This window comes from Proteiniphilum sp. (genome assembly GCF_034927365.1).
GTDB lineage: Bacteria > Bacteroidota > Bacteroidia > Bacteroidales > Dysgonomonadaceae > Proteiniphilum.
In genome coordinates this window covers 1-19,265 of sequence record NZ_JAYFQD010000006.1, presented here as the reverse complement: position 1 = coordinate 19,265, position 19,265 = coordinate 1, and the positions used below count along the sequence as shown (strand labels likewise).

Annotated in this window: 26 protein-coding genes; 19 read left to right on the top strand and 7 right to left on the bottom strand. The window is 45.8% G+C overall.

Going from position 1 to position 19,265, the window contains the following annotated elements:
- Window positions 1-3: 3 nt before the first annotated feature.
- From VB073_RS03370 to VB073_RS03340, 7 genes are all read right to left on the bottom strand, one after another.
- Window positions 4-573 (bottom strand): phage virion morphogenesis protein, encoded by a 570-nt coding sequence (locus tag VB073_RS03370; RefSeq protein WP_323402739.1) that lies wholly within the window; start codon window positions 571-573, stop codon window positions 4-6.
- Window positions 570-2,393, bottom strand: coding sequence for a phage tail tape measure protein (locus VB073_RS03365; RefSeq protein ID WP_323402738.1), 1,824 nt, complete (start codon window positions 2,391-2,393; stop codon window positions 570-572). Before VB073_RS03365 ends, VB073_RS03370 begins: the two co-directional genes overlap by 4 nt.
- 114 nt (window positions 2,394-2,507) lie before the next feature.
- On the bottom strand, window positions 2,508-3,716 hold the full coding sequence (locus tag VB073_RS03360) for a phage minor head protein (RefSeq protein ID WP_323402737.1): 1,209 nt from the start codon (window positions 3,714-3,716) through the stop codon (window positions 2,508-2,510).
- Window positions 3,717-3,829: 113 nt separating this feature from the next.
- A complete protein-coding gene (locus tag VB073_RS03355) occupies window positions 3,830-5,122 on the bottom strand; it encodes a phage portal protein family protein (protein WP_323402736.1) in 1,293 nt (430 codons plus the stop codon).
- Window positions 5,123-5,140: 18 nt separating this feature from the next.
- The gene (locus tag VB073_RS03350) at window positions 5,141-5,611 is read right to left on the bottom strand and encodes a phage protein Gp36 family protein (protein ID WP_323402735.1); all 471 of its coding nucleotides are present in this window, start codon (window positions 5,609-5,611) and stop codon (window positions 5,141-5,143) included.
- Window positions 5,612-5,614: 3 nt separating this feature from the next.
- Window positions 5,615-7,168: a hypothetical protein gene (locus VB073_RS03345; RefSeq protein ID WP_323402734.1), complete on the bottom strand. Its 1,554-nt coding sequence runs from the start codon at window positions 7,166-7,168 to the stop codon at window positions 5,615-5,617.
- Entirely contained in the window at window positions 7,158-7,634 is a 477-nt protein-coding gene (locus tag VB073_RS03340) for a hypothetical protein (RefSeq protein ID WP_323402733.1), read from the bottom strand. The genes VB073_RS03345 and VB073_RS03340 overlap by 11 nt, the downstream gene beginning before the upstream one ends.
- 188 nt (window positions 7,635-7,822) lie before the next feature.
- Here VB073_RS03340 and VB073_RS03335 point away from each other — a divergent pair, with 188 nt between their 5' ends.
- The 19 genes from VB073_RS03335 to VB073_RS03245 form a co-directional block, all read left to right on the top strand.
- Window positions 7,823-8,938, top strand: a complete 1,116-nt coding sequence (locus VB073_RS03335) for a Clp protease ClpP (protein WP_323402732.1) — start codon at window positions 7,823-7,825, stop codon at window positions 8,936-8,938.
- 57 nt (window positions 8,939-8,995) lie between these two features.
- Entirely contained in the window at window positions 8,996-10,057 is a 1,062-nt protein-coding gene (locus VB073_RS03330) for a hypothetical protein (RefSeq protein WP_323402731.1), read from the top strand.
- A gap of 79 nt (window positions 10,058-10,136) precedes the next feature.
- Complete coding sequence (locus VB073_RS03325) at window positions 10,137-10,517, top strand: hypothetical protein (RefSeq protein WP_323402730.1); 381 nt, start codon at window positions 10,137-10,139, stop codon at window positions 10,515-10,517.
- Window positions 10,517-11,758 carry a DUF2586 family protein gene (locus VB073_RS03320; RefSeq protein ID WP_323402729.1) on the top strand — a complete coding sequence of 414 codons (1,242 nt, stop codon included), beginning with the start codon at window positions 10,517-10,519 and terminating at the stop codon, window positions 11,756-11,758. The genes VB073_RS03325 and VB073_RS03320 overlap by 1 nt, the downstream gene beginning before the upstream one ends.
- A gap of 3 nt (window positions 11,759-11,761) precedes the next feature.
- Window positions 11,762-12,187 carry a hypothetical protein gene (locus VB073_RS03315; protein WP_323402728.1) on the top strand — a complete coding sequence of 142 codons (426 nt, stop codon included), beginning with the start codon at window positions 11,762-11,764 and terminating at the stop codon, window positions 12,185-12,187.
- A 7-nt stretch (window positions 12,188-12,194) separates the two neighbouring features.
- Window positions 12,195-12,533 carry a hypothetical protein gene (locus VB073_RS03310; protein ID WP_323402727.1) on the top strand — a complete coding sequence of 113 codons (339 nt, stop codon included), beginning with the start codon at window positions 12,195-12,197 and terminating at the stop codon, window positions 12,531-12,533.
- A 50-nt stretch (window positions 12,534-12,583) separates the two neighbouring features.
- The gene (locus VB073_RS03305) at window positions 12,584-12,733 is read left to right on the top strand and encodes a hypothetical protein (RefSeq protein WP_323402726.1); all 150 of its coding nucleotides are present in this window, start codon (window positions 12,584-12,586) and stop codon (window positions 12,731-12,733) included.
- Window positions 12,730-13,350: a DUF6046 domain-containing protein gene (locus VB073_RS03300; protein ID WP_323402725.1), complete on the top strand. Its 621-nt coding sequence runs from the start codon at window positions 12,730-12,732 to the stop codon at window positions 13,348-13,350. Before VB073_RS03305 ends, VB073_RS03300 begins: the two co-directional genes overlap by 4 nt.
- On the top strand, window positions 13,347-14,327 hold the full coding sequence (locus VB073_RS03295; RefSeq protein WP_323402724.1) for a hypothetical protein: 981 nt from the start codon (window positions 13,347-13,349) through the stop codon (window positions 14,325-14,327). The genes VB073_RS03300 and VB073_RS03295 overlap by 4 nt, the downstream gene beginning before the upstream one ends.
- Before the next feature lie 77 nt (window positions 14,328-14,404).
- Window positions 14,405-14,950: a hypothetical protein gene (locus tag VB073_RS03290; RefSeq protein WP_323402723.1), complete on the top strand. Its 546-nt coding sequence runs from the start codon at window positions 14,405-14,407 to the stop codon at window positions 14,948-14,950.
- Window position 14,951: 1 nt separating this feature from the next.
- Window positions 14,952-15,269, top strand: coding sequence for a hypothetical protein (locus VB073_RS03285; protein ID WP_323402722.1), 318 nt, complete (start codon window positions 14,952-14,954; stop codon window positions 15,267-15,269).
- Window positions 15,266-15,778, top strand: a complete 513-nt coding sequence (locus VB073_RS03280; protein WP_323402721.1) for a lysozyme — start codon at window positions 15,266-15,268, stop codon at window positions 15,776-15,778. Before VB073_RS03285 ends, VB073_RS03280 begins: the two co-directional genes overlap by 4 nt.
- A gap of 6 nt (window positions 15,779-15,784) precedes the next feature.
- Window positions 15,785-16,084 carry a hypothetical protein gene (locus VB073_RS03275; protein WP_323402720.1) on the top strand — a complete coding sequence of 100 codons (300 nt, stop codon included), beginning with the start codon at window positions 15,785-15,787 and terminating at the stop codon, window positions 16,082-16,084.
- On the top strand, window positions 16,081-16,596 hold the full coding sequence (locus tag VB073_RS03270) for a hypothetical protein (protein WP_323402719.1): 516 nt from the start codon (window positions 16,081-16,083) through the stop codon (window positions 16,594-16,596). Before VB073_RS03275 ends, VB073_RS03270 begins: the two co-directional genes overlap by 4 nt.
- A complete protein-coding gene (locus tag VB073_RS03265; protein ID WP_323402718.1) occupies window positions 16,569-16,838 on the top strand; it encodes a hypothetical protein in 270 nt (89 codons plus the stop codon). The genes VB073_RS03270 and VB073_RS03265 overlap by 28 nt, the downstream gene beginning before the upstream one ends.
- Window positions 16,839-16,840: 2 nt before the next feature.
- Window positions 16,841-17,674, top strand: a complete 834-nt coding sequence (locus VB073_RS03260; protein ID WP_323402717.1) for a hypothetical protein — start codon at window positions 16,841-16,843, stop codon at window positions 17,672-17,674.
- 2 nt (window positions 17,675-17,676) lie between these two features.
- On the top strand, window positions 17,677-18,483 hold the full coding sequence (locus tag VB073_RS03255; RefSeq protein ID WP_323402716.1) for a hypothetical protein: 807 nt from the start codon (window positions 17,677-17,679) through the stop codon (window positions 18,481-18,483).
- Window positions 18,484-18,493: 10 nt separating this feature from the next.
- Window positions 18,494-18,763 (top strand): hypothetical protein, encoded by a 270-nt coding sequence (locus tag VB073_RS03250; protein ID WP_323402715.1) that lies wholly within the window; start codon window positions 18,494-18,496, stop codon window positions 18,761-18,763.
- A gap of 1 nt (window position 18,764) precedes the next feature.
- On the top strand, window positions 18,765-19,265 hold a 501-nt coding region (locus VB073_RS03245), incomplete at its 3' end, for a hypothetical protein (protein ID WP_323402714.1).

Sequence of the window (19,265 nt, the reverse complement as noted above, 5' to 3'; positions counted from 1 at the left end):
AATCTATTGTTTTAATGCCCTCGAGAACCGGGAGGCGGTTAGTAAATATATTCTTCTGCGTAGAGTGTAGCTATTTCCTAAAAATTGTCGTTGTGGAATACGCATGTTTACCTTTCTGGAATGCGATTTTACCATGTGCGATCTCACCGTTTGGGTTTTAATCTTCTCTGTTCGTCCGGAACGTACACGCGTATGAGCACGGCGACGGTGAGCCTTGACGGTATGTGCACGGACTGTAAAGGTGCCGGTGATCGTTCCTCCATAGTTATGGATTGATGCGTAGGGAACATCGGAACCTATTACAATGCGATCTGCGTTGGCCGATATTTTACGGATACTACGTTTTAAACGGCCTGTATCGACTAAGAGTGTCTGGCTTCTTTTTGTTCCACCCCTACGCCGTTGTTTTCGTGGTTTCCATCGCTCTTTCGTTGAATCCAACCATGCCTGGTCCCGGAACCTTTCCTTTGAGAACTCCACAGCTATTGCCGCAATCTCATCAGGTAGTTTTCTATAAGCGGATTTCAGCGCATTCATTTTGTGTGTCCATTGTGATATGTCGGCCTTGCTCATATTGCAGTTTCTGCTGATCTAACTACACGAAGAAGCATTTCTGTCATCCATCGTTCGAGTTCATCTTTGCTCATTCCGTTAATGGATTGATGAGTAGGTGTGAATCCTTTTACAAAACTATCAATATTGACAGTGACGTTCTTTGTCTGGCTGCCGTTTTTTATACTATTGATATTGTCTACCGGATTACCGGATATGATCGGATTTCCGTTACCGGTTGGTGTTATTGGTGCACCGTCGGGAAGTTCATCATGATCGTCCTCGGTTTCAACTTTTACCCGGTGCTTTATTTCACCGATATCGGGCATTTTGAAGTTCTGAATCTTTTCTTTAACTCCCTTGAAGTTAAAAGTGACCATATCATAGAATATGTTGCTGATCTCAGAAATAAACTCTTTTATCCATATAAGATATGGGCGTATATAATCATATAGAGACTTGAAACCTCCTTTAATTCCTGTGATTTTCTCGAACCATCCGTTGAGGGCGTCTGTTACATCAAATATCGCTTTCCATGCAATTTTAATGTAATTGATCACCGCTTTGATTGGAATAATTGCGATTTTGAAAGCCCACTCAAAAGCACTCCCAACGACATGCAGAATATCCCTGAATAGTTCCGATTCTTTGTATAAGTTTTTAAAATAGTTGATTATTCCGAGTATGCCATTTCCTATTTTAGAGATAACGGGAAGAAACGCCTCTCCGATCTTAATCATTTCGACCTTTAATTGATTCTGAATAATCTTCCAACTTTCCATCGGCGTAAGAGAGTCTCTATATGCTTTATCCAGTGCTCCCTGTGAGTTTACAGTTGCATTAATAGCTTTTTCAAGTCCATTAATATCTTGAATTAAGGTTGAAAAACCTAATGTGCTCATTTGATCTAACCCAAGTTGATCAAATTTTAGCATTCGTTGTTTATCTGTCAATCCAGACATTTGCTTGTCGAGGTCTTTCATTATCTCCAAAATGGGGCGAACTTGATTAGTATCCTTGTCGAAAACTTGTATTTTCATGCTTTCAAATCGTTTCACTATATCGTTGTTTGATAATGATCTCATAATTCCTTCTAAAGCAGTTGTAGATTGTTCTGCGGATAATTTCCCCGTTAATGAAGCGAACGCTCCGGCCGTTTCATCAAGAGCAAACCCTACATTTCTTGCAAGTGGTATAATTTTGGGAAGATATCTTGCAATGTCCCTAAATTCAGCATTCCCTTCTTTTACGGTTTCGAAGAGAATGTCATAAACTTTTATTGCATTTTCTCCAGATGACATCATTGTCGACACACCGGCAGATGCGACAGTTTCGATGTCAGCAAAGCCTGCTTTAGCAGCACGTAATGTGGGCTCCAAAGCTTCAAGGGATTGATTAGTACTTAGACCGGCACTAATGATACGGTTAAATGCATCCGGGACTTCCTCCAACTGCCGGACACTTCGGGAACCAATATCAAGTATTTTATCAGAAAGGCTTCCAAGTTGCTTCTTTGTGAGTTCGGCAGTTACATTGATTTCTGCCATTTTAGTATGCCAGTCGTTCGCCATTTGGGTTGCTTTTATTCCCATCGTTATGGCGACACCAGCAGCTGCTGCTATAAGTGTGTATGGGTTCGCTAATGCTCCCAGTGCGCTCCCGACTCCCGGAACTCTTGATGTGATAGCATCGAACGCCTGAACGTTTTTGACTTTGAAATCATTCAGTTTTGATTGAATATTGCCGGTTGCTTTTGTGATCTTTTTATGTGCCGCATCGAGTCCCTTATTGAGGTTCTCTTTCAGTTCGATGAATAATCGTAATTTTGCTAATCCGTTCATTTTTTTAATGTGAAAGTTTTGTTATTCAGAATGTTTTTGTATTTTTGTGATGTCAAGTCGTTCGCGACATGGCTCCCAACAGCGGCAAGGACTCCGGTTTTTGCCGCTGTTGCTTTATTTGACCTTGACAAATCGTTTACCGCTAAGCAACCATACTTCAAAATCACCATCCTTATAATGTGCTTTTATGTGCCCTTTGGCGGCATTCAAAGCTAATCCGAAATCAGTGCGATCGCCAATATGAATTATGACCTTGCCTGCCTGGGCCTTCCCGTGCGAAATGGCGTGTTGTATGGACCGCTTGCTTCCGTTTGGTGATTCAAATTCCACTACTTTGTTATTATATATGGCATCGGCATTCCTTCCGGGAAACTTTTTCATATAATCTTCCGGGAAGAATTTATCACGTGCTGCCATGTCTTTTGCCTTTGTCCTGGTATTTACCTCGATCACGGGCAATAACTTTACCTTTGCCTTGGGATCATGGCGCATCAATGCGTTGACCGCTTCGAGGTTCTTGCCGAGTTCCTTGTCACCATGCAACGGATGGATGTCCAACTCATAGTCACCAATGACAAATGACTGGTAAGTATCTTCCGGTTGTAGCCATGCGATGGATTTACGCAGTTCCGGTTTCGGGATACCATTGTAATACGGGTGGTTCTTCGGGAAGATCAACCCTGTTTTTGCCAGGTTGGTACGGAACATCTTCGGAATATCCACTAATGGCACTTTGTCGTCAGGCGTCACGGTTCCCAGTCCGGTGGGTGACTGCACGGCCTCACACCGGCACCCGTACCCATTGGGTGGGTAATGCGTTGACCAGAATGGATCGGATACCGGACGGATAATGCCATCCAGTAACTGGTGTTCCGGCCGTACGGCATCATCACCGACCGTCTGGTATTTGAGGTTGGGGATCGTGTCCTTATCCCGTTCAAACTCCGTCCATCTGGCGGCGTTCTGTGAGGCGGCCACGGAAAAATTATATTCACTCCTGAACCACGCTTCGTTATATTTGCCCGTGATCTTGACCGCCTGATCCTTGAAATCCGCAAACGTCCGCAACTTGCCGTCGTCATCCTTCAGCAATAAAGTGAGGTCCCGCATTTCCTGCCAGTTCTTTGCCGCGCTGAACTGCCAGACGTCACTTGTGAGCCTTGCCAACATTTCCGTATCGGGGGTTTTGAAGTCGGGGGTGATGGTCTCGTAACTTTCCCGTACTTTGTCGGCGAATGACCGCCCGGTAAGTGAGAGCAACTCGGTTGAAGGCTGACGCCCGGCATGGAGATCACCTATGACCGCATTCACCATCTCTTCCATCTTTTTAAGGATATCCGGCGGGATATCTTCGGATGCTTCCGGGTGTGATCCGCCACAATGCGGGCAGGTCTGCGCGTATAGTTCGGGAACGGCGTGCGCCTTGGCGCGCTCCCTTACTGAAAATTTGCAGCGATCCCGCCGGCACTCGATGGGGCAACCTCTTTTTTGCCGACAATCGGGAGGTTGAATGTTTCCGCTATGACATCCTGGTCGAGTTCGTAATGTTCCATCGCGCTACTGACAATCTTCCAGTGCTCCGACAGGGATAAATCTTCTGTTTCATCGAAACGGAAAAACATTCTGGTGTTATCAACGGGAAATCCGAGACGTTGAAGAACCGGCATAAGCTGCCTTTGTACAATAAAGATCAGGTTGCGTTTGTCTGATGTTGAAAGTTTATCATCAAGAGTCCTTTCATGGATTTCTGTTTGCGCTCTATTTCCATTTTCTTCGGTTATGGTTGTTGATCCGAGGTATCTCTTCCCTACCTGTCTGTCTTGGTATTCTGCTTGCGCAAGAAACGCTTTGTCAGGATTAGCCGCGTTGGCCACGTCGTGAACCGTAATGGTTGTCCCTGTAGGCAGTACGCCTGTACCTGATTGGCCGAGGTTTACTAATGATTTGCTTATTTTCTGGACCTCTGACTTATTATTTGTTTCTGCGGTGATAAGTGGAAACCCAAAACGTTCGGAATATTCGGCATAAGCCTGTAATGCATTACGTTTCCATATCAGATTCGGAATTATGTCGTTCAGGATACCAAACGGTGAGCTATGAAGAATCTCAACGACATCAGGCAAGGAATGGTATTCGATATATTTATCTCCCGAAACTTCCATATAAACACGTCCGGTTTGAGGACAGATATTGCGTTTAGGTATAATCGAAAATGCAGGTATGTCTACATTGCGATAAAACTGTAGTACGCTATATTTTTTCGATGTCGCCTCAAAATACTCGTCCATGAAGTCGTAAAACCATTTATCATTAAAGAGTTTCGATTGCTCATCAAGTTGATTGCCATTTAAATCTGTCACATAATACCGGTGATTCATTGTCGCCATCTTCCGGATTTCTGTTACGGAGGCTAAATGAGCGTCGATCATATCGCCGTATAAATCCTGAATCAAATACCATCTGGGATCATCAATATTTTCTGCAGCAGTAATTGCTTGTCTCCATTTGTCGATATCCTTCCGGTTGCGGTCCTGGTACTCTTTTATGATCTGAACGAGAATGTCGTTCTTTGATTTGTCAGCATAATACCTTAATGCCGCTTCGGTATTCAAATACTTCAAATACTCATCGGGATTTGTCCTGTCATTAATCGTCTGCATGAAAATGCGATCGTAGTTATTTCTATTTTCAGCAGGTTTATTTTTTTTGAATAAATCACGTATATTCATTTCATTATGTTTTTTGTGTTACCATTTATGATTTTCGGGAGGGCGGCTATTGATGATCACCTCACTGTATTCTTCACCCTCATCGTCTATTATCGGTGGTAGGTCGGTGGGAGTGGTCCCGTTTCCAACATCCTTCAGCCAGTCGATCGCATCTTGGTACCTGTTTGCCCGGTGTTCCGGGATATCTTTCATTCCTGTTTGGCTGTAAAGGTGATACAGGGCGATGTCGATAGTGATGGTTACTATCCATTGGTCGCGGCTGTCGATCTGGCTGCCTTCACCGTTGGCCGGTTCCATCAGTGGTTGGAATATGATATTACAGTCGTATCGTTTGCCGATACGGTTCTTTATTTGATGAATCGCCGTTTGTTCGGCCCTGACTAATTTTGCGGAATTATACCATTCTACGGTATTAGCCGTAAGCAGCCTGATGATTTCCGCTTTGATTTGCATTCCGTAATCGGATTGTAGTATAAATCGTGTTGCCATTAATTAAAACCTATTTTTTTGAAATACTGAACGTGGGGATGTGATGATGTCGAATGAGCTCACAAATGTCACTTTGTTGAGTTCCGCGATCGCGGATTGCAGGGCATCAGGCGCATCGTCGTTTGCGCCGCTTCCTTTCTCGAATGACAACGTCTGGTCTTCGAGGTTTTTCATCCCGGGATCGTTTTGATTCCTGATATTGAAAAACACCTTTAGTCGCTCAAAATGACCTGCCATGCTTTCTATACGGTCATACTTGTTGTTTTTTGGCTTTTTATCAGCTACAACCGGGATATAATACCCACGGCGGTCACCTTCGGTGTCAAAATCGTTCACAAATTCATCCTGTGCGAAAAGGCCCTCAATCATATACGTGATATTATATTTTTGCAGATGCTTTTTTTCGTACAGATCATAAAGCCAATAAGCACATACGGCACGCGATGTCTGCCGTACAAAAGCATCTATGACATGAAACTCCCTTTTTGTTTTTCCGACTAACAGCAATGCCTTATAGTCCCCCTTATCCTTATATGAAAGGTCCCCGTACATCACCAACGCATCGTATTTTTGCAATGGGAGCATCTCTTTGTACTGTATCCATTCGGGTTTGAAAATTGAACCATCGACCAGAGGTGTACACATATATTCACGCATCCATGACCGGTAAGGGGTGGAAGCTTGTTTCTCACGCCAATAGTCAGCGGTGTATTTGGCTGTCCATGACGGTGTATAAAGATCATCGATAACGGCTTTTACCTTAAAATGGTAGAATGTTTTTGGCAATTCCTGTTCCTTGGCCTTTTTGTTCGATATTTCACATAATTCAATCAGCTTTGACATGATGGAATTCTTGTGAATTTGATTGTTATTGAACACAAAACGTTCATGTCCCTTGTCAAAGCACCCCCATAGCGTTCCGGTGATATAGTCCACCGCTTCACGGATCAGCCGGTCATTATTGCACCGCTTCAACGTGTCGATATCGTCACATCCGATGTAATCAGGCCTGTGTTCTCCATTACGTAACCCTCGTGGGTCTTGACCGAATCCAAGCGCGCGGAAATGGATGCCGTTCTTTGTGGTGAAGTTTCCTTCCGACCAGTCCCCATGCTTGAATTGTTCACCATAGTCATTGATCAGCCGCTTGTTGAATTTTAAATTAGCCTGGATATCAGAAAGCAATCGTATCGCTTTATCTTCATTCTCGCCAATTAACAGCATGAACCAGATTTCCTTTTTGACCAGGGCCAGGAATAGCGGAACACCAAGCATGAAATGAACGGACTTTGCCGATCCCCTGAACCAGTCATTCAGAAGTTTGATTATGGAGTTTTCTATGACAAGGTTTGCCGTTCTTTTGTGGAATGGCGCGCACTCCGATGTCGCATATTCAGGGAAATGATACGCAAACCAGTCGGTGTAACTGGATTCGAGTCTCTTGATGCGCCTGTGCTTTTCTTCCACCGTCTCGCTTCCTTTCAGGAATGCCGTTTTCTGGATTCGCAGGCAATGCGCATCGTAGTCTTTTAATATTTTGTCGTAACTAATTGCCACTGTCCTGGTCTATTTTGAAGATTAAAAACATCTTATGGTACTGTGTTATCTTTACAGCATCTTCCGGTTCAATCTGGCTGATGTAGTTGTCACACTCCATCAACACATCACGTACGACTTCCGGGCTTACTTTTTTACTCATGTAGTCGTACGCCTTCATGATCTTGCTGATGGCATCGGCATCAATTTCCTTGATCTCATTCCCCTCCTTATCCGTCCTCTTCTCGCCTTTTGCGATACGGATCGCGGCCTCCATCAGGATTCGTTTCAATTCGGTGGGTCCCAAATCGAACAGTTCCTTTTTTTCATCCCACTTTCCGGTCTCACGCCAACGGTATATCGTTTTTATGTCGCGCTCCAATTCTTCCGATATTGCTTCCGGTTTTAATCCCCGTTCGACAAAAAGCCATTCCGCGTGATTGATTTCGGCCTGCGATGCCTGCCCTTTCCTCTTCTTTTTCGCCATAGTTGAATTTTTGCACAATAATAGATGTTTTTCGAATTTTAAGCGAATGAGCATTAAAGTAGCTTTACTATTTAATAAAGCTACTTTACTATTTAATAAAGTGGCTTTAGTGCCCATATTGACAAGTCGGAATTATGACTTTACTTTTGCGGTGCATATTTATTTGATTTATCGCAAAAAATTCATGTATGAAGATTCGGAAAATAGACAACAGCAGGGCAGAAGTGAAGATGTACGGGAATATCGGCGACTGGTTCCGCAGTGGTGACACATTTACAGAGATGCTGTCGGAGGTGGAAGCCGCCGGATTTACACACTTGGTCATACGGGAGCACTGTTATGGCGGTTCGGTTTTCGAGGGAAATGTGATATACAACGCATTGCAACGCACCAAACTGGACGTGACGATAGTGATCGACGGTGTGGCCGCCTCTATGGGCTGTTTTATCCTTCCGGCCATTGAGAATGTGGAAATATGCGATAATGCGTTCGGGATGATACACCGCCCCTCTTCATTCGGCGGGGGTGATGCCGATGACCATCGCAATCAGGCAAAGCTGTTGACCGACATGGAGGACAATTTTGCAAAACGTATGAGTGAACGTACCGGAATGAGTATTGATGATGTGAGGTCGAAATGGTTGGACGGAAAGGATCACTGGCTGAATGCTGCTGAAATGGTCCGCTACGGTTTCGCAAAAAAGATTGTGCCGGCTACAGCGAAAAATACCAAAGAACTGGATAAGGAAATCGTGGCGACGATGGGTGTAGAGGGTGTCTATTCCCGTTTTGCCGCCCAATTACAGATAGAACCAATTAATCATTTAAAAACAAAGAAAATGAATGTAAGCGCACTTATTGCCGCCTTCGCGCTCGAAGGTGTCACGGCTGAGAGCTCCGAAGCGGATGTTTTGAAAGCCCTCCGAACCAAGTTTGCCGGTTTGGAAAACAAAATCAAAGAATTGGAAAACGCGGCAACGGCGAGAACCGATGCCGAGATCAACGCGCTGTTGGATGCGCAACCGAAAGGTACCTTCACGGACGAAGAGCGTGCGAAATTAAAAGAGATAGGCGTGAAAGCCGGTGTGGATGCGTTGGCCGTGGCATTGAAAAAGACATCCGCACAACCGGTTGCCATTGCTGACTTGATCAAAAGTGAAGGAAAGCATGGAGCCGATGCCGGTAAGAACTGGAAATGGTATCAGGATAATGATCCCTCTGCCCTGGAAAAGATGCCGGAGAGTGATCCGGAGACATTTAAACAGTTGTACAGGGCCGAATACGGTGTGGAGCCGGAGGTATAAAGTAATACTATTGAGGGGCTGAAATATTAATTCAAACTACTAATTTATAAATTGATAATGAAAACGAAACTAATTCTTAGCGTACTATTTTCGCTGTTGTTCAGCGTTGTTTTTGGCGGTGTATTGTCCGCCGCTTCGGGATTGCCTGCCGTTCCGGTGATATCGGTCCTGGCTTTTGCCTCTTTTATTCCCATGCCTCAGGGTGTCCTTGGTGCTACCGTGTATAGGGAGGTCTGGACGAAGGAGATCATTAAAACAGTCAACCAGTTTATAAAGGATACTTTCCTTGATGGGATTCTTGACTTGTCGAGGTATGTTACCGGTGACGGAGAAGCACAGGTCATCCATAATACCTACTTTGGAGTGCAGCCGGACGTGTTGATCAATAATACCACTTATCCGATAGATGTGCAGGCGTTGAATGGATCGGACGTGCCTATTTCCTTAGATAAATACCAGACGAAAGCGACTCCAATCACGGACGATGAATTATATGCGTTGTCGTATGATAAGATGGGCATCGTAAAAACCGTACATGGAGAGGCCATTGCCGAAAACAGGTTGAAGAAAGCGATTCATGCGCTGGCTCCTTCCGGCAATACAGCCAAAACCCCGGTTATTGCGACCACGGGAGCCGAAACCCCTGACGGATCACGTAAGCGGTTGAAATGGGAAGATATCATCACTATGCGTGAGAAATATGCCGCCGCCGGCATTGCCGTTGACGGAATGCGGATGGTGCTTTGCCCAGACCACGTGAATGACCTTTTACTGGAAGACTCTAAACTGTTCAAAACACTTACAGATTGGAAATCGGGTGTTGTGCCGAGTCAACTCGGCTTCGAACTGCGTTCGTATATCGCGAATCCGTACTTCAATGCCACGACTTTGGCAAAACTTTCTTTTGGCACATTGCCGCAGGCTACCGATAAGATGGCCACGGTGATCTTCACTCCCAAATTGGCGCGTAAAGCATCTGGACTCACGAAGATGTATTTCTCGGAAGCAAAAACCGATCCGCTGAACCAGCGCAATCTGATAAACTTCCGCAACTATTTCATCGCATTGCCGACGATTAACGAAGCCATCGGGGCAATTGTCAGCGCTCCGGGTGAGTAATCCTTACCGCCATTGTCCTTGATCTCTCCCATCCGGGAGAGGTTTTTGGACTGATTTATAATTATAAATACGACTGAAAATGGAAAAATTGCAAGTTACAAAGGAACAAATGAAGCGTGCCAATGATGTGGCGAAAGCGAACGGATTGGAAACGGTTTTCATGAATGAAAAGGGTGAATTCTTCAGTAACAAGAATTTCGCAGCACTGAGTGTGGAAGGGGACAAAAATCGCTATGTGAAGATAGACGTCTCTCCTGAAAGTGGTGATTCCGAAAAAGAAGAAGGGAAAAAGACCAATGATCTCGGTCCTGCCGGTGAAGTGGTCGCCGCTATTGAAGCCGCGACGGACGTGGATGCCGTTGAAGCGATATTGACAGCCGAAAAAGCAGGAAAGAACCGTAAAACGGTTCTCGAAGCGGCTGAGAAAAAAATCAAGGGACTGACTAAAACCGAAGAGTGATGAGCCTGAGAGGTGTAACTATAAAAGAAGGTAAGATCGGTGCTAATGTCATCGGCGACGGGCGGGAATTCGGACTCATCTGCAATGGTGTGGCTGTGGCTGAAAAGATCGCGCTTGGAACTGTTTACACGTTGCGCCGTGTATCCGATGCGGATGCGTTGGGCCTTGATGCCACATACGACACGACAAACAACGTACGTGTGTTCCGGCATATCTCTGAATTCTTCCGGCGTGCCGGTGAAGGTCAACGACTGCATATCATGCTTGTCAGTCAGACTAAGAAACCCGGTGAAATGGTGGAAGATGCCAAGACGTTGGTAGTCGAATCAGGCGGAGTAATCTCCGATATCGCTTTCGCATTCAACCCCGCATCGGACTATGAAGATACGTTTCTCGACGGGATCAATGCGGATGTGAAAGCGGCCATTCCGCTTTTGCAGGGATTTGCCACATGGTGTGACGATAACGACATGCCATTGCATGTGATCCTTGAGGGGCGTGCGATCAGCGACACGCTTTCCGCATGTGTCGATTTGCGTGCGTTGGTGGTATCAGAACAGCAATTCAACGCTGAAAAGGTGACGTTGGTTGTCGGCCAAGATTGGACGTATGCCGAAACACTGGATGCGATCGGCAAGAAGTTTGCCGATGTGGGAACGTTCCTGGGCGTGATCGCCTCAATGCCATGGAACCGTAACCCCGGTGAGGTGGAAACGCAGAACCTCACGGATGCGCAACTCAGTGTATGGACGGTGGGCGGATTGAGTAACCATAAGCGGTACAGTGCAGTGTTTTCCGACTTGGAAACGCTGAACGACAAAGGTTATGTTTTCCCGATCCGCTATCAGGGTATTGCCGGTTACTGGTGGAACGATGGTCATTGCTGTGTGGAGATCATCAATGATGCCGCCGGCAACATGAACCAGCACACCATCTATTACAGCCATACGATGGACATGTGTAAGCGTGCCCTACGGCTTGTTTACCTTCCAGAGGTGAAGAAACCCGTGTCTTTGGATGAAAACGGGAAACTGCCGGAAAGTGTCGCCGGGTATTTCAATGCCATCGGCGACGGTGTGTTTAACACTTTGGCGAGCAACGAACTGATTTCGGATGGTGAAACGACAGTGGATATCGACAGCGACCTGTTGATCGAAAAGGTGCTGAATGTAGAATTTGCCGTGATCCCTACCGGTTGCGTGAATGAAATCAAAGGAACTATTAATCTCAAAAACCAGTAAGGTATGTTTCTAAAAAGAATGGGTGAGGTTTATTCCTCCGGGGATGCGGTGGTGACACTGGCCGGCTTGTATGACATCAATCCGAGTGCGATCGCTTACAGTTACTCTTATGCGCACGAATACCAACGGGGCATTAAACGTGCACCGCGAGGGTGGCGCATGGGACAAAAGGAGTATGAAGGCACGATCACGCTTCCGTTGGATGTGGTTTCCGCTATTGAAAAATTCGCCCCGAAAGGTGATATCGCCCGTATACGGCCGTTCCCGATTAACGTGACGTTTTTCAATGCGGAAAATGAACTGATCAATGATCTCGTGATGGCCAAATTCCAGGGCAATGGCCGTAATGTGACCGGTGATGGTGAGTTGGAGCGCGAATTTCAACTGTTCATCATAGATGTGAAATTAAATGTAGGTAAAACAATATAAAAGACAGATGGAAAAAATAGAACTGCCGGCCGGTATAACCGCCGAAATGATTATGAACGCCAAAAACAAATATGGCGAAAACAATGTGAAGTACCTGGACTTGCCGTTAAACGATGAAAGCACGGACTTTAAAACGGTACTTGCGGCCGTTCCGACACGTAATGTGATGGGACAATACCGCCGATATGCAGACACTGATCCCAAAAAGGCGGATGAAATCCTGGTAAAAAACTGCCTGTTGTCGCACAAGGATGAAGTGTTGGCAGATGATGGGCTGTTTTACGGCGCACTGACCGGCATTGGCGAGTTGATCCCGATACGGAAAGCGATTGTAAAAAACTGCTAACCCAACTGCCGGACATTCCACCCCTGGGTGAGAATGCCGACGGTTGGGATATGGATGACGTGTTACGAATGAATGATGCGATGATCCGCTTCTTTTTCAAGGAAAACCCGGATAATTTGTCGGATGAAGATTATGCCAGTCGGTTGAAGGAATTGAAGTGGTTATCAGAGGAAGGATTATTAAGAGGTATCAAATTATGAAAATCGATTTTGCGGGAAGGTTCCAGAGCGCGTTTGGTTTCATCACAAAGAGCATAAGCAGCCGGCTCGATAAGGAAGGCTTTGGTGATGTGATACGTAACTCACATAACAGCGGCTTCGACCTTGGCGGCAACGTGTATGTGTGGGATGACAACATGACGTTTGACGAAGTAACCCTGCGTAGCGATGTCGGTGGAAAGTACCTCTTTGCCTTCCGTCCGTTTTCGGAAGAAACCGGGGGAGATGTGTTCGCAACCCCGCCGATGCTTTCACTCAGGCGGTCGAAACGCTTAATCATCACTACGATCGACAACAGCGATACCGAAGTGGTTGAGCGTTATTCCACCGAACCGTATGAAATAACATGGCGGGGGTTGCTTATCGACATGGAGAACCATAGTTTTCCGATTGACCGGTTAGAACAAATCAACAAAATCTTCGAGGTCAACGGTGTGTGGAATGTCGATAGCGAAATATTGCAGGCGGTCGGAGTGGCTGCCGTTTACTTTCGGGATATCCAGATCGATTTTGTGGAAGGGTTCGAAGATACGATTTCTTATACTTTCACTACCCGCGCTATAAATCCAGTCACTTTTCAATTATCCAGTTCAAAATGAATTATCCCTATTTGAATATGCTATCTAAAGTAACGCTCGGAAAGGTTCTTCTGGACAATATTTCTGATTTTGAGATCAATGAAAACATTCTTGAAATATCGGACACGGCAAAGATCACCATTCCGCGGAATTACAAGCAGCTTGAAGGGAGATCGGTATTGGACCAGTTTAGTGTTGGTGATAAAATGACAATCAGCGCGGGGTATTATTACGGAGCTGATGTGGATATCGCATTGGAGTTTTCCGGATATATCCAGGAGATTGAAAGCGACTACCCGTTGATCATCCATTGTGAGGACGAGTCGTATATCTTCCGGCAGAACAATCATAACAAAAGCTATCGTAGTGCGACTCTCAAACAGGTACTCTCTGATATTGTGCCCAAAGACATTGCCATTGAATGTCCGGACATGGCGTTGGGTAAATTCATGATCGACAATGCGAGTACATACGCCGTGTTGCAGGGATTGGTAAAGAATTACGGTCTTTACAGCCGGTTACATGGAGATCGATTAAAGGTTGGGTTGGCGTATGAATTCGGGGATAACACCACGGAGCATACCTATACAATAGGGAAAGATGTAAAGAAAAACGAGTTGAAATACAAACGAGAACGGGATTTTAAAATACGGTTCAAAGCAATCTCCAATAACCCTGATGGCACAAAAACAACTGTAACGGTGGGGAATAAGGATGGTGATGCATCTGAACGCACTTTGAATTTTGCCGGTCCGATGTCCGAAGGTGAATTAAAAAAGATTGCCGAGGCCACGATGAAAAAGGTGGTTTATGATGGTTACACCGGTTCAATTACCGGCTTCGGTATTCCGCGTACCCATGCCGGTGACGCGCTGGTGATCCGGGACCAGTTCGATCCGGAACGGGAAGGAAAGTACATGATTGAAAAGGTGGATATAACCTATAACGAAACAGGTGGTTTTTCACGCAAAAATTCGCTCTCTTTTAAATTACAGTAGGAATATACCTAATCGGAAAGATAATCGATTGTGGGCGATTTTAAAGCAGGTTTAAAGCATTTGGGAGATATACGAACATGGGACAGGTTGAGCAGGTATTGAAAGAAGCGATACAGTCGGTTGCCGGAGCATCGCAAATAAAAGGGATCGTGTCGGGTGTAGCGGTGAATGTACGCGATACGCTATGCGATGTGGAGCGTGATGGCGCTCCGATCCTGTACGATGTGCGGTTGAACGCCATCGACGACGATCTGCAAAGCTATGTTACCGTTGTCCCGGAAGAAAAAAGCAATGTTCTGGTTGCTGTTATTGAGAATTTGAAAACTGAGGCTGTTGTTGTCCGTTTTTCTGAGGTTCAAAAAGTTTTACTGAAGATTGGGACCAATACGGCGGTGATGGATAACAACGGCCTTGTTTTCAATGATGGCGGGATATCGGGTTTGGCAAAATTGCCGCAGTTAGTTGAATGGATGCAAAAGGTGTATTCCGACCTGCAAACATTAAAAACGCAACTGCAAACACATCCTGTGGCAGGCAATGGATCACCGTTGGCCCTGGTATTCAATACACAGACAGTAAACCCGGAGACGTCTGATTTTGAAGATACGAAAATAAAGCATTGAAATGAAAGGAATTCTATTGGATAGCAGTCATGATCTGGTTGTTTCGGTGAAACGGGATGAGGGTGGGAAAATCGTGTCGGGCCTGGTACTGGATGATATCACATACCAGCGGTGCGAACTGATCATAATGGCGCAAAAAGGAGAATTCAAAGAATACCCCACGTTGGGTTTCGGAATCGAGAGCTATCTGAAGTTGCCGGCGACACGAAAGCAGGAATTTATCAATGCCCTGCAAACTGAATTGAAATCGGACGGGTTCAGCAGTGCAAAGGTGATTGTGAATAGTAATGATTTAAGTGATTTTGAAGTAGAGGTATGAAAACATCTAATAAGGGTATTACCCTCATAAAAGAGTTTGAATCACTGCACGACGGTGATCTGAAGAAAATAGGATTACAACCTAAAATGTGTCCTGCCGGGCTATGGACGGAAGGATATGGCCGGCTGGTTCTTGATAACAAGGGAAATAGGCTCTCCGGTGAGGCGAACAAGGATAAAGCCTATCATTTTAGTAGGATCAAAACGGAAGCACAAGCGGAGTCGGCATTACGGGAAGATTTGGAAGAACGTGAAAGTATGGTGAATTCTCTTGGTCTGCATTTCTCCCAAGGTCAGTTTGATGCCCTAGTTTCTTTCGTCTACAACGTTGGTTTTGCGAATCTAAAAAGCAGCACATTGCTGAAAAAGGCACGTAAGAATCTGAATGACATATCGATTGCAAACGAATTTGCAAAGTGGAATAAAGCGCGTGTCAACGGAGTATTGAAAGTACTTCCCGGATTGACCCGGAGACGGAAGGCAGAGAGTGATTTATATTTTTCAAAATAATACTATATGATTGACTGGAGTGGAATTGTAATAGCGGGTATCGGTCTGTTGACCTCAATTGGATCATACTTTGCCGGGAAGCGGAAACGGCAGAATGATTTCCTGTCCGACTTGCAAAGCAGCATCGACATGCTTGCAGAGAAAAACAAAGTGCAGATGGATGAAATCGTGAAGCTTCGCACGCAGAACGTTGAATTGCTTGCAAGTGTGGCATCACTGAGATCGCAGAATGAGCAACTTAAAAAAGAGATCGAAGAGTTGAATGCGAAACTGGAAAACGTAAAAACAATAACCAGGTTAAAATGAAAACAAAGATATTCATCCTGCTTATCTCCGTATTGCTTTCCGGCTGCGTTTCCCGTAAATCAGCCGTAAAGGAAACGATGAATCTTGATGAGACTTCGAATGTCGATCTTCAGGTAAAGGAGACGGCATCCCAAAGCAGCTATTCCGATGTAGTTAAAGAGTTGAAAACAAACGTTTCTGACAAGTCCGTTTCACGTATTACAGAAACGGAGTACTCCGAACCTGATTCGACCGGCCGGCAACATAAGAAGCGTGAAATTGTGACCGAGACAAAGAATGATATCCAAACCATCAATGAAGAGAATGAGCGGATCATCAGCGAGCAAAAGGCCGAAATTGAACGCCTGACAGTCGATAATTCGACACTTCTCACACGGTTGGATGCATCGCTACGGGAAGAAACAAAAACAGCTACACGGCCGCCTGTTTGGACGTATATCGTTGCATTCATTGCCGGAGTGGTGTTGACAATCATATTACGATCATGGTTAAAAGGAATGTTCAAACATTAGAGGGACAGTCAGTATTGGACGTTGCCGTCCAGACAGCAGGCAGTGTAGAGGCGGCGATCGAAATGGCAATGGTCAATGACCTGTCGATCACAGATGATTTCTCACCATCTAAACTGCGTACCTCTGACGTGCAAAACAAATCCATCGCGCAATATTATGACCGAAACGCAATAAAACCCGCAACGGCGGTCACTGATCCCGGGCAGATATTCGAGGACATTTTTACGGAAACATTTGAATGAGTATGAGAACCATTAACGAAATAGTACAATCAATCCGCGCAGATTTCGTGGCGAACTCAACGCTTCAGGAAGCCTATTCCCTGGACACTTCGAAAACTTTCGATGAGCAATTCAGTAAGGTCAGTCTCGAAGCGATATTCACGTACGTCTTTGCCGTGTCGATCTGGGCACTCGAAAGCCTGATGGATCAGCATCAGAAGGATATCAATGCAGCGATCACTGCCAATGCGGTATGCTCAATTCCCTGGTACCATGCACAGGCGTTAGCTTTCCAACTTGGGCACTCAGTGGAGTACAATCCGGAAACCTACCGGTTTGAATATCCCGTAATCGACGAGGCCTCCCGGATCATCAGGTATGCCGCCGTCCGGCAGTTGGAAGTTCAAGGCGTGACAAAGCTTCGCATCCATGCCTCGAAAGCCGGCAAACAGGCATTGTCATCGGCCGAACTGGCGGCCTTTTCAGCCTATATACGTGAAACAGGCGCCGTGGGCATACATTACGATATCATTTCACAGGCGCCATCGCAAATGTCGTTCACGCTTCAGGTCACCCGCGATGCGATGGTGATAGACCAGGACGGTAAGCGGCTGAATGGAAACGGAAAACCCGTGGAGGAGGCCATCTCGAATTATCTCAGCGATGGCATCATTTACGGGAGCGTGTTCAACCGCACCAAACTGATCGATGCGATACAGGCCGCCGACGGGGTGAAGGATGTGGTGATAGTCCAGGTGCGGGTCGGTTCCGATATCGACAACGGGCAGAATATAGAATCACCTTCAGGCGCGTTCACATTCAATTCCACCAACTCGGTGATAACATACATGGTGTGATTATGATGAAGATTGATTATAACAAGCTGGTAGAATTGTTGCTCCCGACGTTCCTACGTCGCCCCCGGATCATTGCCATGTTGCGTGTCCTGGTCGCCAAGCCTTTGCAGGGACTATTCGTCACCTTTCACTTGTGGAGGGTGAGATCACGATATGAGGCATCCGTCACACCGCAGGTGTGCAGTTTGAAACATGCCATAGAGCGCACATTCGATTGTGTTGTAGATATAACCGAACTCGACGGGAAGCCGTATGATTTCCTTGTTGAAGTGGATCGCAGTACTGACCTGAATGCGATCAAGGAGTTTCTTGACAAGCATAAACTTGCCGGCAAGTCGTACGTGTTCCGGCTTGGGGATACACATTACCAGGCAGGATGGAAAAATTACGTGCAGGAAAACATCATCACCCTTTTCAAAGCCAACTGGACGGGCTTCATAAGGGAAGATGACGGTGAAGCCTCATTGTTCCTTTGGTTCTGGAAAGATCCCGATATTGCGGCGGGTGGGTTTGTCTATAAGATGAGGGCATTTTCTTCTGTCGATGTGAAAGAAACTGTATCCATATCCGGGATCACATTCCGGAAAGACGGATTTCCATTCCCGACATACTGGCGTGAATTTCTGATATCCATTTTCCCCGGCACCAATGAAGCGGAGATCACGATAGAGATTGAAGAGGGAGAGGACTTTGAACGCGACATATATATCGGGGATTATACGGCGACAGATGGCACATACAGTTACCAGTTGACGGTGTTCCGGTTTGAACCGCCGATTATTGAAAAACCGCCTATCATTTGGGCATAAAAATAAAGATATGGCTTGGACAGGAAAAATGAGAAGTTTAACGGTCGTGATCGCCAAGACTGTCGCGAACGAGTTGGCGGAGGGATATCCGCGCACCTATTACGGCCGCTCCGCATTCACGTGGAATAGCGTGTATTATCAACCGCTTACTGATGAGGAATTGTCGGTAATGTCGGTAAACAGCTATGTGACGCGCCTGAATGCCTTCAAGGCTTATGTGGAATCACAGGAAGCCGGGCTTGTTATCAATGATGTGCAACAAAATCAACCCTATTATTAATATGGCAACATACGAAGAATTAAAACAACGTATCGGTGAGTTGAAGTCACGCACCGGGAGATCGTCGATATCCCCGGATGACACATTCGGTCTTGTGGAAGAATTGCTCGACAAGCTGGAAGGCGTGGACATGAACGCGGCCTCCATGTCCGTCAAGAAAATCTACCCCTCCCACGCGGCCATGACGGCAGACAATGCACCGGTGTCCGATGACGGCAAACCGTTAAAGCCCGGTCAACTCGTCGCGGTAAACAACGAGGCGGACGTGTCTGAAAATTCCGTATACCGGTATCTCGCACCCGGATGGGAACAAGTAGACCGGCTGGGTGATCTGAGCGACTACGCCAAGCAAGACGATTTGGTTCAATTAGCGGGCGAGAAGGCTGATCACGGATACGCTTCTTCGCCAAAAACGCTTAAAGATGTGGAGGAGTTAGCGTCTGCAAAAATCCCCAACCTCGTATTGAATGGTGACTTACATAACGGCCTAACTGGTTGGACT

Excerpts from the sequence above, each read along its gene's own strand:
- VB073_RS03370 (WP_323402739.1), bottom strand. The coding sequence starts at position 573 with ATGAGCAAGGCCGACATATCACAATGGACACACAAAATGAATGCGCTG.
- VB073_RS03365 (WP_323402738.1), bottom strand. The coding sequence starts at position 2,393 with ATGAACGGATTAGCAAAATTACGATTATTCATCGAACTGAAAGAGAAC.
- VB073_RS03360 (WP_323402737.1), bottom strand. The coding sequence starts at position 3,716 with ATGGAAGAGATGGTGAATGCGGTCATAGGTGATCTCCATGCCGGGCGT.
- VB073_RS03355 (WP_323402736.1), bottom strand. The coding sequence starts at position 5,122 with ATGAATATACGTGATTTATTCAAAAAAAATAAACCTGCTGAAAATAGA.
- VB073_RS03350 (WP_323402735.1), bottom strand. The coding sequence starts at position 5,611 with ATGGCAACACGATTTATACTACAATCCGATTACGGAATGCAAATCAAA.
- VB073_RS03340 (WP_323402733.1), bottom strand. The coding sequence starts at position 7,634 with ATGGCGAAAAAGAAGAGGAAAGGGCAGGCATCGCAGGCCGAAATCAAT.
- VB073_RS03335 (WP_323402732.1), top strand. The coding sequence starts at position 7,823 with ATGAAGATTCGGAAAATAGACAACAGCAGGGCAGAAGTGAAGATGTAC.
- VB073_RS03330 (WP_323402731.1), top strand. The coding sequence starts at position 8,996 with ATGAAAACGAAACTAATTCTTAGCGTACTATTTTCGCTGTTGTTCAGC.
- VB073_RS03325 (WP_323402730.1), top strand. The coding sequence starts at position 10,137 with ATGGAAAAATTGCAAGTTACAAAGGAACAAATGAAGCGTGCCAATGAT.
- VB073_RS03320 (WP_323402729.1), top strand. The coding sequence starts at position 10,517 with ATGAGCCTGAGAGGTGTAACTATAAAAGAAGGTAAGATCGGTGCTAAT.
- VB073_RS03315 (WP_323402728.1), top strand. The coding sequence starts at position 11,762 with ATGTTTCTAAAAAGAATGGGTGAGGTTTATTCCTCCGGGGATGCGGTG.
- VB073_RS03310 (WP_323402727.1), top strand. The coding sequence starts at position 12,195 with ATGGAAAAAATAGAACTGCCGGCCGGTATAACCGCCGAAATGATTATG.
- VB073_RS03305 (WP_323402726.1), top strand. The coding sequence starts at position 12,584 with ATGGATGACGTGTTACGAATGAATGATGCGATGATCCGCTTCTTTTTC.
- VB073_RS03300 (WP_323402725.1), top strand. The coding sequence starts at position 12,730 with ATGAAAATCGATTTTGCGGGAAGGTTCCAGAGCGCGTTTGGTTTCATC.
- VB073_RS03295 (WP_323402724.1), top strand. The coding sequence starts at position 13,347 with ATGAATTATCCCTATTTGAATATGCTATCTAAAGTAACGCTCGGAAAG.
- VB073_RS03290 (WP_323402723.1), top strand. The coding sequence starts at position 14,405 with ATGGGACAGGTTGAGCAGGTATTGAAAGAAGCGATACAGTCGGTTGCC.
- VB073_RS03285 (WP_323402722.1), top strand. The coding sequence starts at position 14,952 with ATGAAAGGAATTCTATTGGATAGCAGTCATGATCTGGTTGTTTCGGTG.
- VB073_RS03280 (WP_323402721.1), top strand. The coding sequence starts at position 15,266 with ATGAAAACATCTAATAAGGGTATTACCCTCATAAAAGAGTTTGAATCA.
- VB073_RS03275 (WP_323402720.1), top strand. The coding sequence starts at position 15,785 with ATGATTGACTGGAGTGGAATTGTAATAGCGGGTATCGGTCTGTTGACC.
- VB073_RS03270 (WP_323402719.1), top strand. The coding sequence starts at position 16,081 with ATGAAAACAAAGATATTCATCCTGCTTATCTCCGTATTGCTTTCCGGC.
- VB073_RS03265 (WP_323402718.1), top strand. The coding sequence starts at position 16,569 with ATGGTTAAAAGGAATGTTCAAACATTAGAGGGACAGTCAGTATTGGAC.
- VB073_RS03260 (WP_323402717.1), top strand. The coding sequence starts at position 16,841 with ATGAGAACCATTAACGAAATAGTACAATCAATCCGCGCAGATTTCGTG.
- VB073_RS03255 (WP_323402716.1), top strand. The coding sequence starts at position 17,677 with ATGATGAAGATTGATTATAACAAGCTGGTAGAATTGTTGCTCCCGACG.
- VB073_RS03250 (WP_323402715.1), top strand. The coding sequence starts at position 18,494 with ATGGCTTGGACAGGAAAAATGAGAAGTTTAACGGTCGTGATCGCCAAG.